General features: G+C 51.7%; 15 protein-coding genes and 1 pseudogene. 7 read left to right on the top strand and 9 right to left on the bottom strand.

Features of this window, described 5'->3' with window-relative positions:
• From QJ48_RS36195 to QJ48_RS22780, 5 genes are all read right to left on the bottom strand, one after another.
• The coding region (locus QJ48_RS36195; RefSeq protein ID WP_157261727.1) for a helix-turn-helix domain-containing protein at nucleotides 1–121 on the bottom strand (121 nt) is incomplete at its 3' end.
• Between the two features lie 76 nt (nucleotides 122–197).
• Complete coding sequence (locus QJ48_RS38360) at nucleotides 198–1,295, bottom strand: hypothetical protein (protein WP_157261726.1); 1,098 nt, start codon at nucleotides 1,293–1,295, stop codon at nucleotides 198–200.
• Nucleotides 1,296–1,560: 265 nt separating this feature from the next.
• Nucleotides 1,561–2,058, bottom strand: a complete 498-nt coding sequence (locus tag QJ48_RS22785) for a phage tail protein (protein ID WP_054975777.1) — start codon at nucleotides 2,056–2,058, stop codon at nucleotides 1,561–1,563.
• Nucleotides 2,015–2,227, bottom strand: a complete 213-nt coding sequence (locus QJ48_RS37045; protein ID WP_157261725.1) for a hypothetical protein — start codon at nucleotides 2,225–2,227, stop codon at nucleotides 2,015–2,017. The genes QJ48_RS22785 and QJ48_RS37045 overlap by 44 nt, the downstream gene beginning before the upstream one ends.
• A gap of 211 nt (nucleotides 2,228–2,438) precedes the next feature.
• Entirely contained in the window at nucleotides 2,439–2,780 is a 342-nt protein-coding gene (locus tag QJ48_RS22780; RefSeq protein WP_054975776.1) for a zinc ribbon domain-containing protein YjdM, read from the bottom strand.
• A gap of 495 nt (nucleotides 2,781–3,275) precedes the next feature.
• Between QJ48_RS22780 and glpT the strand changes: the two genes are divergently transcribed.
• From glpT to QJ48_RS22765, 4 genes and pseudogenes are all read left to right on the top strand, one after another.
• Nucleotides 3,276–4,643, top strand: a complete 1,368-nt coding sequence (glpT, locus tag QJ48_RS22775) for a glycerol-3-phosphate transporter (protein WP_054975775.1) — start codon at nucleotides 3,276–3,278, stop codon at nucleotides 4,641–4,643.
• A gap of 208 nt (nucleotides 4,644–4,851) precedes the next feature.
• Nucleotides 4,852–5,205: pseudogene (locus tag QJ48_RS22770) on the top strand (NAD(P)H-dependent oxidoreductase); the annotation flags it as partial.
• A gap of 7 nt (nucleotides 5,206–5,212) precedes the next feature.
• Nucleotides 5,213–5,320 carry an ester cyclase gene (locus QJ48_RS37040; protein ID WP_237763032.1) on the top strand — a complete coding sequence of 36 codons (108 nt, stop codon included), beginning with the start codon at nucleotides 5,213–5,215 and terminating at the stop codon, nucleotides 5,318–5,320.
• A gap of 25 nt (nucleotides 5,321–5,345) precedes the next feature.
• On the top strand, nucleotides 5,346–5,747 hold the full coding sequence (locus QJ48_RS22765) for an ester cyclase (RefSeq protein ID WP_054975774.1): 402 nt from the start codon (nucleotides 5,346–5,348) through the stop codon (nucleotides 5,745–5,747).
• Nucleotides 5,748–5,824: 77 nt separating this feature from the next.
• On the opposite strand, the gene QJ48_RS22760 is transcribed toward QJ48_RS22765, so the two are convergent.
• The 4 genes from QJ48_RS22760 to QJ48_RS22745 all read right to left on the bottom strand — a co-directional run bounded on the left by QJ48_RS22760 (nucleotide 5,825) and on the right by QJ48_RS22745 (nucleotide 9,539).
• The gene (locus QJ48_RS22760; protein ID WP_054975773.1) at nucleotides 5,825–6,130 is read right to left on the bottom strand and encodes a hypothetical protein; all 306 of its coding nucleotides are present in this window, start codon (nucleotides 6,128–6,130) and stop codon (nucleotides 5,825–5,827) included.
• A 13-nt stretch (nucleotides 6,131–6,143) separates the two neighbouring features.
• Nucleotides 6,144–7,550 (bottom strand): copper amine oxidase N-terminal domain-containing protein, encoded by a 1,407-nt coding sequence (locus QJ48_RS22755; RefSeq protein WP_082420640.1) that lies wholly within the window; start codon nucleotides 7,548–7,550, stop codon nucleotides 6,144–6,146.
• A 117-nt stretch (nucleotides 7,551–7,667) separates the two neighbouring features.
• Nucleotides 7,668–8,900, bottom strand: a complete 1,233-nt coding sequence (locus QJ48_RS22750; RefSeq protein ID WP_054975771.1) for a cytochrome P450 — start codon at nucleotides 8,898–8,900, stop codon at nucleotides 7,668–7,670.
• Nucleotides 8,901–8,918: 18 nt separating this feature from the next.
• The gene (locus tag QJ48_RS22745) at nucleotides 8,919–9,539 is read right to left on the bottom strand and encodes a TetR/AcrR family transcriptional regulator (protein WP_272948150.1); all 621 of its coding nucleotides are present in this window, start codon (nucleotides 9,537–9,539) and stop codon (nucleotides 8,919–8,921) included.
• 178 nt (nucleotides 9,540–9,717) lie between these two features.
• Here QJ48_RS22745 and uraA point away from each other — a divergent pair, with 178 nt between their 5' ends.
• The 3 genes from uraA to QJ48_RS22730 all read left to right on the top strand — a co-directional run.
• The gene (gene uraA, locus QJ48_RS22740) at nucleotides 9,718–10,992 is read left to right on the top strand and encodes a uracil permease (protein WP_054975770.1); all 1,275 of its coding nucleotides are present in this window, start codon (nucleotides 9,718–9,720) and stop codon (nucleotides 10,990–10,992) included.
• 184 nt (nucleotides 10,993–11,176) lie between these two features.
• Complete coding sequence (locus QJ48_RS38930; RefSeq protein ID WP_054975769.1) at nucleotides 11,177–11,653, top strand: hypothetical protein; 477 nt, start codon at nucleotides 11,177–11,179, stop codon at nucleotides 11,651–11,653.
• A gap of 85 nt (nucleotides 11,654–11,738) precedes the next feature.
• Nucleotides 11,739–12,177: hypothetical protein (locus tag QJ48_RS22730; RefSeq protein ID WP_054975768.1), on the top strand; the 439-nt coding region annotated here is incomplete at its 3' end.

The raw sequence follows: 12,177 nt of genomic DNA, 5'->3' as shown, positions 1-12,177 counted from the left end.
CGTTCCACCTCGCAAGGAAATGGTTAAAGACAAAGCGAGCGCATCCAAACATCTGTTGGATCAGCGTCGTTTGCTCTTCTGTAGGGTAGATGCGAAAGCGAAAAGCTTTATGATGCAACATGCGACCATTTACCTCTTTTGGTGATTTTATGCAATTATAGCACATATGTTCGTATTCGTATACAAGATATGCTGATTCATCTCCCCCTTATCGAAGAGGGAGTCTTCTCAGCCTTAACGATAAATAGATTTTCAGGCTCGGGCGCTATCGTTTGCAGCAATTGACCGGCCTGACCCGGTTGAGACGCAACCGCGGGCTGCCCGGTAACAGGGGTTCCTCCGCCATTGCCGCCGTTGCCGCCGCAAGCCCCTCCGCCTCCGCCAACGGCAAGGATACCGGTAACTCCAGGCGCGTTAACTCCACCCGTACCGCTATTGAGCTGCAGCGTTCCCGTTATGGTGGGTGAACTTGAGGTAATCAGGTGGATAATCCCGCCGCTGCCGCCTCCGCCGCCTCCTTCACCATCTCCGCCGTTTCCATTCCAACCGTCTGCTCCGTTACCGCCGTTTGCGGTAACCGTCCCTGCGATGGTCAACCCGCCTTTGGCAGCGATGACAATGACCCCGCCTGCGCCTCCACCGCTTCCGACAATGCCTCTTCCGGCAAGTTGAGGGTTCGTGCCGTTGCTGCCGTTTGCGGCCACTACAGCCCCGCCTCCGATAAGAACCTGTCCTTTGGCGAGCAGGACCAGACCGCCGCCGCCCTCGCCACCGCCGCCCAGCAGCACCCGACTTCCCGCACCTCCGGCCGCGGCCTTCGGAATCACCTGCGAAGCCTGGAGCGTATGGAGTCCGATTCCGCCGTTATACGGTCCTGCTTCCGCAACCGATACGCCGGGATTCGGGGTCCCGTTGCCCGAGTCTGCGGAGCCTGTCAGGACATTTACGATCCCTGTGATGGTAATATCGCCCGTGGATTGCAGCACGATGCCGCTTGGAACAATGAGCGAGCCTGCAATTTCGATTCTGGAGAATTGCAGGTTCAGCCCGGCAGGCAATCCGGCAAGACCTCCGGGGGTGCTCAGATCCAACACCTGTCCGCTAACGACAATGAGCTCGCCCGCCGAGCCGTCCCCATAAACGCCAAGCGCACCATCGGCTCCCTGCGGGCCAACCGGACCTTGCGCTCCCTGTACTCCTTGTGCTCCTTGTATTCCTTGCGGCCCCTGTGGTCCCTGCGGTCCTTGTAGACCTTGAAGCCCTTGCTTACCTTTGAAGCCTCTCGGTCCTCGCAAACCCCGACGTACCAAGAAGCATCGCTGTCTAATCACTTTGAATTTGAATCTTTTGCATTTCGGGCTTTTTTTCTTAGCACTGCCCAGGCATCTCCCTCGAAGCACAACCTTTCTTCGATGCACGCTCTTTTTTCGATCCACTAATTTACATTTACATCCCGACATGACCCTACCTCCTCCCGCTATTTGACCAGTGTATGCGCCACAAGCAGACAAGAAGTGGTCAAGTGACTATTAAGAAGCCTATTTAACACAGATTCCAGATTCAAGGACGGGGCGGGAATATCCCTCTCAAGGCAATGCAGTAATTCAGCACAAGAAAAGGCTGCATATTATTGTGCGGCTGATTGCCGCCGACCGAACTGATGGCGGCCGGGCTCATCTGCGAGTTCCCGGATTGGTTATACGTCAGACTATCGGCGAGCGCCCACGTGCTATTGACAGGAAGAACGCTGTTGGCGGCATCCGAGCTCCCTATCGCTTGATGCGTATGGCTCGGCAGTTCGGGAATCGTCAGTGTATGCGATACCTCGCCTCCGGTCTGGCCCTGCGTGAAGTCCGCTGACCGATGGATCGCCACTCTGCCTCGCAAGTCGGGAAGGGCAAAGGTGGTGGTCCCGTTCCCCCCGTACGTAGTTCCTAACAGGGAAAATAAGGGTTGGTTTTGGTTGATCGGCAGCAATTGACCGTCACAAAACGCCCATCCTTCCGGTGCAAAGTTAAATGCAAACAACCGGATTTCGCCCAGAAATGGTTCTGCCACTTGAATTCCCCCTATTCTTCATCAATTCCCGCTCCACTCCATGGCGCAGAAACGCGTCGAGCTCCCCTTCCTCCCAGCCCCAGGCGGACACTTCTTCGATTCGCGTACTGCGGTACAGTTCATACAGAAACGCCTGATCTTCCGTCTTGGCATCAACTATGGTTACCATGGGGATCAGCTGTCCTTCCCTTGCCAAAGTGTCGAAAACAATTGCGGTTTTACAGTTTATGCGCGCCAATCCAAGTAAGGTACAGCGAAACGCATACCACGGGCCACGCTACTTCCGCTCTTCCCTGCGAGCGGCCGTAACGTAAAAAAGATCGCCAGCCGTCTGGCCAAGCGGGCCAGCAGGGGCAATCTTCTTCTTAACTGCGGAAAAACTAGATCTTTTTCACAAACTCGGATTTTAATTTCATCGCTCCAAAACCATCGATTTTGCAATCAATATCGTGATCTCCGTCAACCAAACGGATATTTTTAACTTTTGTTCCCATTTTCAAGACCGACGAGCTTCCTTTTACTTTCAGGTCCTTGATGACCGTTACCGTATCGCCGTCGCTCAAAATATTTCCATTGGCGTCTTTGACAATTTTGTGGTCTTCGCGATTTTCCGTCTCTGCTTCTAACTCCCACTCATGGGCACATTCCGGGCAAATCAGAAGGCTTCCGTCCTCGTAAGTGTAGGCTGAATTACATTTCGGGCAACTTGGCAAATTAGACATCATTCAATTCTCCATTCGTTCGTATTAGACTTATACTGTCATAGTCTGTTCCTATTTGCAAACACCTTCGGCCTAAACCTATTAGAAGATGACGCGATAAAATTGATTTACATTTGAACGCCGCCTGCAGACGTTATCGGAAGATGGGAAGATAATAATATCACAAAAGTGTACATCCCCGAGCCCCAGTTTACCTTGCCTGTGGAGCCCCGTTAAACCGTCCTTAGATCAAAAGGCCCGCGTCAGTTCTAGTCCGCTAGGCGGGCCTCATTTCTTCCAACCCGCTCCGCCGCTTCTCCAGTCTCAAGCACATCTGATAAAAAAAATTATTGACAACGTTTACATGGGGTACTAAAATACTGACTATAACAAGTAAAAACTATGATGGAGACTCTGAGACTCATACTTGATGGCACTTTCGTTAAAGAAAGTGTTATTAAAGTATGAGTTTTTTCATGGTTGCTTTTGTTAATACTTACATCAAGGAGGACACCGATGCTTAACTTCTTCAAACCTGCTCCGCCGATCGACAGATTGCCAGACAACAAAATCGATTCTGAGTATAAGAAGCTCAGACTTCAAGTTTTTCTCGGCATCTTCATTGGGTACGCAGCGTACTACTTGCTTCGTAAAAACTTCTCGATGGCGATGCCCTACTTAACCGCCCAAGGATTCTCCAAAGCGGAGCTCGGCTTTGCGTTATCGGCCATTTCGATTTCCTACGGGATTAGTAAATTTGTGATGGCAACCATTTCCGACCGAAGCAATGCCAGAATCTTTTTGCCCGCCGGGTTAATCCTTTCGGCCATCGTTAGTTTGCTGATGGGGGCTTCTCCCTTCTTCACCTCGTCCGTTACCATCATGTTTGTTATGCTCTTCTTAAACGGATGGTTCCAAGGGATGGGATGGCCGCCGTCCGGACGCGTCCTCGTTCACTGGTTCAGCTTGAATGAACGCGGGAATAAAACCGCCATTTGGAACGTTGCCCACAACGTCGGCGGAGGCGTCATGGCGCCGCTTGCGGTGGCAGGGGTTTCGATTTTCGCAGGAATGTCCGGCTTCTCCAAATCGGGGTATGAAGGCGTCTTTATTTTACCGGCTTTGGTTGCCATTGTTTTCGCCGTTGTTTCTTACTTTTTAATCCGTGATACGCCGCAATCGGCCGGCTTGCCGTCGATTGAGGAATATCGCAACGATTATCCGAGCGCTACGAAAAAAACGTTCGAAACCGAATTATCGACAAAAGAAATTCTTTTCAAGTATGTTCTGAACAATAAGTGGGTTTGGGCAATTGCCTTTGCGAACATCTTCGTTTATTTCGTCCGGTACGGCGTATTGGACTGGGCGCCGACGTATCTGAGCGAAGAAAAAGGCTTCAACATGAACAAGTCCAGTTGGGCTTACTTCTTATACGAATGGGCAGGAATCCCGGGTACGCTGCTCTGCGGCTGGATCTCGGATAAAGTGTTCAAAGGCCGCCGCGGCCCGGCGGGCGTCGTATTTATGATCGGCGTATTGATCGCCGTTCTGGTTTACTGGTTTAACCCGGCCGGCAATCCGACGGTCGACATGCTATGCTTAATCGCGATCGGCTTCCTGATTTACGGTCCAGTTATGTTGGTGGGTCTGCAGGCGCTGGACTTCGTTCCGAAGAAAGCCGCCGGGACGGCAGCGGGACTGACCGGTTTGTTCGGTTACCTGGGAGGTACGGTAACGGCGAACGCTTTAATGGGGGTCATCGTTCACGCCTCCGGGTGGAATGCAGGGTTTATTCTGTTAGTCGCTTCTTGCGCGATTGCAGCCGTGATCTTTGCCTTCACTTGGAACGTACGCGGCCAAGAAGTCGTGAAGAATCAGCATTAATTTGGTAAAAGAAGGAGTAAAAATCCGTGCGATTTTTACTCCTTCTTTATTTGTGTGCAGCCGCTGCTTCCGGAACCCGGGCGGCGTCTATGGTACGTTTTACAGGACCTAGTACGAAAAAAGAGCGTACTTTGCAAAAATGAAATTGTCCCCAATAATGAGGAGGTAATTCGCGATGCCTTACTAAAACCGAGGAAGGATGATCGTCATGAACATCATGGTTATTGTCGCCCACCCCAATCTGAATCAATCCCGTACCAACCGCGCATTGACGCTTGAACTGAAAAAGCATGCCAACGTCGATATCCGCGATTTGTATCAGGAGTACCCGAACTGGCAGATCGATGTGGAGCGAGAGCAACGGTTGCTGCTTCAGTATGACCGGATTGTATTCCAGTTCCCCTTTTATTGGTACAGCTGCCCGCCGCTTTTAAAAAAATGGTTCGACGATGTATTGACGTTCGGCTGGGCTTTTGGGCCCGGAGGCGACCATCTGAAAGGCAAAGAGTTTATGGTCGCAACGACCACAGGCGGTACGGAAAGGGAATACCGCGCAGGAGGGCCGATCGGTGAAGATTACGCAGTTCCGTGAATTTCGCGTCGTCGACGACCGGATTGCCGAGCATCGCGGGTGGTTCGATACCGGAACGCTGTTGCCCCAGTTGCAAGCCAATTAAAACAAAATGAAGGAGATGCATGAGGATGAAAACGTTGGAGCAGAGAAATACGGAAACCGTCACTGCGTTTATCGAGGCGTTTTGGAATGAAAGCGATCTGGAATGTACGGACCGGTTTTTATCGGACGATTATCAAGAGCTCGCTTATCAATCCAAAGAAGGGCTAAAGCAATTTGCCGGCAAAATACTTGAGGCTTTTCCCGATAAGCGCTACACCGTGGAAGAGATGATCGCCCAAGGGGAGAAGGTCCTTGTCCGAATGACCGTGAAAGGCACACATACCGGGATGTTTTTCGGAACTGCCCCTACGGGCAACTCCATTGATGTCACGCTGTACCGCCAATATCGTGTCGTCGATGGCAAAATTGCCGAGCACCGCGGTTGGATCGATATGGTGACGATGTGGCGTCAGCTTCAAGCCAGTTAAATACACAATAAAGGCCGGGAATCCCTTGAATAAGAGATCTCCGGCCTTTCAAACCCCCGCGCCCCGGTTTTAGACGATTACAGATCTTTCCAAACGTTGAATCCGATCCATTCGTCATTAAACACATCTTTGCCCTCAAGATTGTTTAGCGGACCGAATCCAAGCTCGAAATCTTTATAGCTTTCAAACGTTTCCGTCGACAGCAAAATGACGACCATCTTCTCCACGCTTTCCCCCGGCTTCAACTCATCCTTTACTTTGGGTGCCAGCGCGGTTGTAGCCTTTATGTTGGCGGTAGAACCGGGCAGCTCAAGCGTTTCTTTCATACTGTTGACATTAATGGTTTGTGCCGACTCGTTATCAATGCGGTATTTGGCTGTCAAAGCGATGATCCCTTTATCGCCAAACCCTTGGAATGAATTGATATGCGCCGGATCGATAGTCAGCTTGGCCCATTGATAACCTTGCAGTGTAATTTTTATTTTTTCCAGTTGCTTGCTTTTCTTGGGCTGCCAGGAAGAGCACTTGCTTTTGGGCCATGTTTTCTGTCGTCAGAAGATCCTGATAAGGCTGCTGCTCTTTGGTCTGGGAGCCGGAACTGTTATTCGTTCCGTCCGCTTTTTCAAGCAGGAAATCACGGCCGCCAATGCGCAGCATTTTATCGCTGGGCTGTTCGGGCAAGAAAAACATATACTGCTTGGTTGTTCCATCGTGATACTTGAGCAGCAGGGTATAATTGATGATCGTATAGGTTCCCGATGCTTTCGACTCCGAACGGGTCGTTGTCGAAACACCGGAATTATCACCGCTAGCCGAACCGTCGGTCGTATAACCTGTGAACTTGTTATCGAAAAAAGTACCGTCTTTATTGAAAGTATACGTAAGGGAGCTTGCCATTCCGCTTCCGACCGGGCTGGCCGAATAGCTGGTAGATACATATTTGCCTTCAAGCTTCATCCGGCTGGCCGGTAAATATTTGGTATATTTATCTCCGTTAATTTCCAGTTCGGCATCGGAGTTGACCTTGAAAGAGTACGTTTTGCCATTGCCTAGGACAAGCTGGTTTCCTTTGATTTCATAGGTCAGACATTTATCTTTGGTGCAATCAAGCGCATCGAGTCCGCCATCAGGAAGGCCGGTTGCCACCTGATTATCGTTGATGAAATAATAATAATCCCAGCACAGCGAGGAGCATTGTCTAATCCCCGACAAATCCATCTGCCAATTTGCATAAAAACCTCTAAGCGCACCTTGGGCAACCGCCGGAACGCCTTTATTCGCTTCTTCTTGCGCCGCAGCCTTGGAAAGCCCGGAAATCTTGGTGAACTCTTCGCTATAAATGCTGATCGTCTGCTGCTCACTGTTCCAGCCGACGACTGCCCCTGTCGCTTCCCCGACAAAACGCAGCGGCACCAACGTATGCCCGTCAACCAACCTTCCCGGACTAGTTAACGTCACCGTTTCGCCATTGACTTGGGCTGTCTGGCTGTTGAGCGTTAACGAGAAGGTCTGCCCCTCTTTCTTGCCGCTCACCGTTTGGGTATCCGCATTCCAGGAAATCTCAATGCCAAGCGACTCGAACAGCGGACGAAGCTGCACCAAGGTCGTACCGTTCTCGAGCAGCGGGTCGATGGAAAACTCGACCGGCTGTTTATCCGTATATACCTCAATACGCTTGCTCTCTGCCCCCTCAACTGACGGTGTAAAGAGCAGCAGCGCGGCTGCCAGCATGACCAAGCTTATGACCAAGATTGATGCTTTATTTTTTCTTACTTCTAACAATGTGTAGATGCCCCCTTCCATAATTTGCAGAACCTAAATACAGGTTAGCGGTTGGAAAGGCTTGCGGCAATAGGCCTGCCGAATGAAATTTGGGGGCATCCCCACTTCAGACGGGCACACCGCCCAGCATCAAAAAGGCTAGAACAGCACCGGCAGGCTCGTAAGAGAGCGCAATGTGCTGCGGTTATACGTCAATTGCTCCGGCGCGACCGCCAAGCGCAGATGGGGCAGACGCCGCAGCAGCGTGCCAAAAGCGATCTGGCCCTCCAGCCGTGCCAGCGGAGCTCCCAAGCAGAGATGGATGCCCTTGCCGAAGGCAAGATGCTCGTTCTCTTCCCGCGTGATATCCAATGCCTCGGGATTGGAGAACCGATGCGGATCCAGATTGGCGCCCGCCAGCGAGACCAGAACCATCTCTCCTTCGCGGATTTTCTTGCCGTGCAGCGTGAGATCCTCTGCGGCAAAACGGCTGCCGATGATGACGGGTCCCGCATAGCGCAGCAGCTCCTCGACGGCGGAGGGGAGCAGGGACGGATCGCTGCGGAGTAAGCCCATTTGCTCGGGATGCTGCAGCAAAGCCAAGATGCCGTTGCCGATCAGATTTACCGTCGTTTCGTGCCCGGCGACAATGAGCAGCCAAATGGTCGAAATAAGCTCGTTCTCGCTTAATTGATCTCCTTCATCGTAAGCTTGAACCAGGCCGCTCGTTATGTCGTTGTCGGGATGCACGCGCTTTTCGGCCAGCAACGTTTTGATATATTCAACAAACTTATCGAGAGCTGCGCCAACGTCATCCGCTTGATTCGGATCCAAGGAAGCGCTCAAGAGCTCACGGGTCCATTCGCGGAATGGGTTCCGATCGGCAGCGGGAATACCCAGCATCTCGGAAATGACGGTCATAGGGAGCGGATAGGCAAAATCCGTAATCAGGTCCATCCTCCCCCGCTCCTGCACAGCATCCAGCAGCTCGTCGGCAATCTGCTGGATACGGGGCCGCAGGCTCTCGATCGTTTGAGGAGTGAAGGCTTTGGAGGCCAGCCTGCGCAAGCGGGTATGATCCGGCGGATCGACCGTCAGCATATTCGGCATCTGCTTCGTCCATTCCATGAATTTGTTCAGGGACGCGTTCTCCTGAACGGATTCCCGTTGATCCTGCGGTGGAGCGAGGTTCCGGATATCTTTGACAAAACGAGGGTCCTTGAGGATCGCAACGACATCGTCATGACGGAAAGCGACCCATGCCGCTCCCATCCCGAAAAAGTCATCAAGACGGTAGAGAGGCTCTTGCTGCCCGGCAAGCCGCTTATAGAACGCAATGAATTCACGCATCGTCTCGGGTGAGGCAAAATCGCCGCCAGTGATTTTTTCCATATCACTTACCCCTTTCCTTTACTCTGCAATTCCATGCCGGATCATGCTGAAAAACCGGTTCATCTCATCGAACAGACGTTCAGAAGCCTCGTCATCCATCATACCGATACCCGTGTAGGCCGCTGAGAACTTATTTTCGAAATGCTTCGATGTGATCATAATCAGCTCGAACGCCTGCTTTCGGTCTACCCCGTTCCGAAGGGGAACGGCTTCAAATAACTGCTCCAACACTCGATTCCTCTCGGCAATCGCTTGGCCGTACTTTTCCTCGATCTCCTGTCTCAATTCATCCGGCGGCGAATAAAAAGCTCCGTATACCAGCTTCAATTCATCGGGATGCTTGCGAAAGTAGTCGAGCTTGATGCGTCCAAGTCTGTCGATCGCTTCAAAAAAATCGGCATGCTCCGAAACGGCGTCAAATCGCATCGCCGTCCTAACCTTCTCGAAGCAATGCTCCAGCAAGCCGAGATACAGCTTCTTTTTGCTGGTGAAATGATGAAAGATCAATGCCTTGGAAATACCGGCCGCCTCCGCCAGCATCTCCGTCGAAGTGTTTTTGAACCCATAGCGCGCAAAAACAGACAAACAGGCCTCGAGGATTTTTTCCCGTTCGTACAGCAGTAAAGGCAGATGCTTCACTTCCTTTCCATGTTGCTGACCAATTGGTTAGTAACATTGTATTATATGCTGACCATCCGGTCAATATGCCTATCTCTCCTCAACGCCGCGATCGTGCAAATTCGTCTTTTCATGCCTCTTTGCATGCACTATAATACGGTAGATAACAATAATTCAAACGAGCAAAAGGGGAACTTCAATGTCGCGAATCATCCAAGTTCATGAGAGACCGCCCTTCTGGAAGAGCTTGCCGCTAGGCTTGCAGCATCTGTTCGCCATGTTCGGATCCACGGTGCTTGTGCCCATCCTGTTCAAGGTCGACCCGGCCACGATCCTGTTGATGAACGGCATCGGGACCTTGCTGTACCTCTTCATTACCAAGGGGAAAATTCCCGCTTACCTCGGCTCCAGCTTCGCCTTTCTTTCGCCCGTGTTCGTCGTCCTGGCGGAGAAAGGGTATAACGCCGCGCTCGGCGGCTTCCTGGTGGTTGGCGTCATCTTCACCGTCGTCGCTCTGCTGATCCGCTATGCGGGAACCGCCTGGATCGACGTCGTGTTTCCTCCGGCTTCCATGGGGGCAATCGTCGCGGTGATCGGGCTCGAGCTCGTTCCGACGGCCGCCAAGATGGCCGGCTTCATCGCTCCGGACGGAGCGCCCGCCGGGTGGTCTCCGGATGCCACGACCGTGACGGTCTCCGTGATCACTATGCTGGTTGGTGTGCTTGGGTCGGTGCTGTTCCGCGGAATTTTCAAAATCATTCCGATCTTGATCGCCATCGTTGTCGGCTATGTGCTGTCCAGCATACTCGGGCTTGTGCATGTACAAGAGGCGGTCGGCGCGGCCAACTGGCTGACGCTGCCTACCTTCTATACGCCGGCTTGGGATTGGACAAGCATCGCCATTATCGCCCCTGCCGCGCTGGTGGTCATCGCTGAGCATATCGGCCACCTGATTGTGACCGGCAATATTGTCGGCAAAGATCTGTCCAAGGACCCGGGACTCAGCCGGTCTTTGCTCGGCAATGGCGTCTCCACCGTGATCTCCGCGGCGGTAGGCTCCACCCCCAATACGACGTATGGGGAGAATATCGGCGTCATGGCGATCAGCCGCGTCTATTCCGTCTGGATCGTCGGTCTGGCGGCTATCATGGCGATCGTCCTTTCCTTCGTCGGCAAGCTGTCAGCGCTCATCCAAACCATTCCCGTCGCGGTAATGGGTGGCGTTTCGCTGCTGCTGTTCGGCGTCATTGCCGCATCCGGCATCCGCATGCTGGTCGAGACGAAGGTCGACTATTCCAAGCCTGCGAACCTGATTCTGACTACGGTTGTGCTGGTCGTCGGTTTAAGCGGGGCTGCGTTCAAGTGGGGGCATCTTGAGCTGAAGGGCATGGCCCTTGCCACGGTTGTGGCGATTCTGCTCAGCTTGGTGTTCAAATTGTTCGATGTGCTGAAGTGGTCGAACGATACGAATTAAGAGGCGCGCAAAGGGCGCTGTCCGTAAGGTTTGCTTAGACCCTCGGACAGGCCCTTTTTTTTGATTTGGTACGACGTTTCCCATTATAAACAAGACCTCCCGTGGGGATAGAGAGTTCCGGACAAAGACACAATACGGTTGTGTTCTTTGAACAACACTCATTCCTAAGGAGGCCTGATTTCGAATGACTACCAAAAAAGAAGCCGTAACTCAAGAACAAATCGCGGATAAGGTGAAGGCTGAAGTGGCTAGTGAGCTGACCCCGTTGGAAAACCAGCTTAACCAGATCCAAAAGATTTTAACCCAAGTTCAAAACCCTTCTTCCCAAAGCACCGCTTCGACGAGCTCCAATCAAAATCAGCAGCAGATTGGCCAACTTGTCAACCAAATGAACCAATTCAACCAACAAGTGCAAAGCCAGCAAAAGCAAGCCATTCAACAGCTTCAACAATCCATTCAGCAAGCCAACCAAACGTTGAACCAAGCGAACCAAACCGTTCAATCGTTCCAAATGCTGAGCCAAATGCAGCAGCTGATCCAACAATCTCAGCAGCAAGCGAATCAAATGAATCAGCAGAATCAACAAAACCAACAGAATCAACAGCAAATGAATCAACAAAGCTTCAATCAAAGCAGCTTCAATATGACCCAAACTCATTAATCATTTCTTCTGCACTTATGCGGGTTGCGTTGCGACGTAACCCTCTTTTTTAGAGAACGTCGAATACGAAGGGGAAATGAAGGGAATGTTAATTACAGCTTTTATCTTTATCATGACTGCTGTTGTCATAGGCATTATTTTCTTGAGGGGCTTCACCAAGCAATTAGCCGATCACGAGGACCGTTCGCATGGGAAGCATCCTCATCACCTGAAGGAAGCGGCGAGTATAGAAGCGGCTCAGGAGCTTTACCCTTTCGAAGAAACAAAAGGTATTGCTCGTAGTAAGAATGAACCGGACAAAAAAAGAAGCCATATTCAAGCAGTGCCCGATATACGGCAAGATAAGACAAAAAGCAGCGTGCAGGCTGTAACGCCTAAGGTCGATGCCAAAGCTAAAAGCACCGGTCAGCCTGCAACGCATAAAGCCGATGCTAAAGCTAAAAACACCATGCAACCTGTTACGCCTAAGGCCGACGCCAAAGCTAAAACCAACGTGCAACCTATTACGCCTAAGGCCGACACCA

The sequence above is a fragment of the Paenibacillus sp. A3 genome (assembly GCF_001399685.1).
Taxonomy (GTDB): domain Bacteria; phylum Bacillota; class Bacilli; order Paenibacillales; family NBRC-103111; genus Paenibacillus_G.
This window is presented reverse-complemented; position numbering and strand designations above follow the sequence as displayed.

Bases quoted from the DNA above. Each gene is read 5' to 3' on its own strand.
- QJ48_RS37045 (WP_157261725.1), bottom strand. From the start codon at position 2,227: ATGGTAACCATAGTTGATGCCAAGACGGAAGATCAGGCGTTTCTGTAT.
- QJ48_RS22780 (WP_054975776.1), bottom strand. From the start codon at position 2,780: ATGTCTAATTTGCCAAGTTGCCCGAAATGTAATTCAGCCTACACTTAC.
- glpT (WP_054975775.1), top strand. From the start codon at position 3,276: ATGCTTAACTTCTTCAAACCTGCTCCGCCGATCGACAGATTGCCAGAC.
- QJ48_RS22765 (WP_054975774.1), top strand. From the start codon at position 5,346: ATGAAAACGTTGGAGCAGAGAAATACGGAAACCGTCACTGCGTTTATC.
- QJ48_RS22755 (WP_082420640.1), bottom strand. From the start codon at position 7,550: ATGGAAGGGGGCATCTACACATTGTTAGAAGTAAGAAAAAATAAAGCA.
- QJ48_RS22750 (WP_054975771.1), bottom strand. From the start codon at position 8,900: ATGGAAAAAATCACTGGCGGCGATTTTGCCTCACCCGAGACGATGCGT.
- uraA (WP_054975770.1), top strand. From the start codon at position 9,718: ATGTCGCGAATCATCCAAGTTCATGAGAGACCGCCCTTCTGGAAGAGC.
- QJ48_RS38930 (WP_054975769.1), top strand. From the start codon at position 11,177: ATGACTACCAAAAAAGAAGCCGTAACTCAAGAACAAATCGCGGATAAG.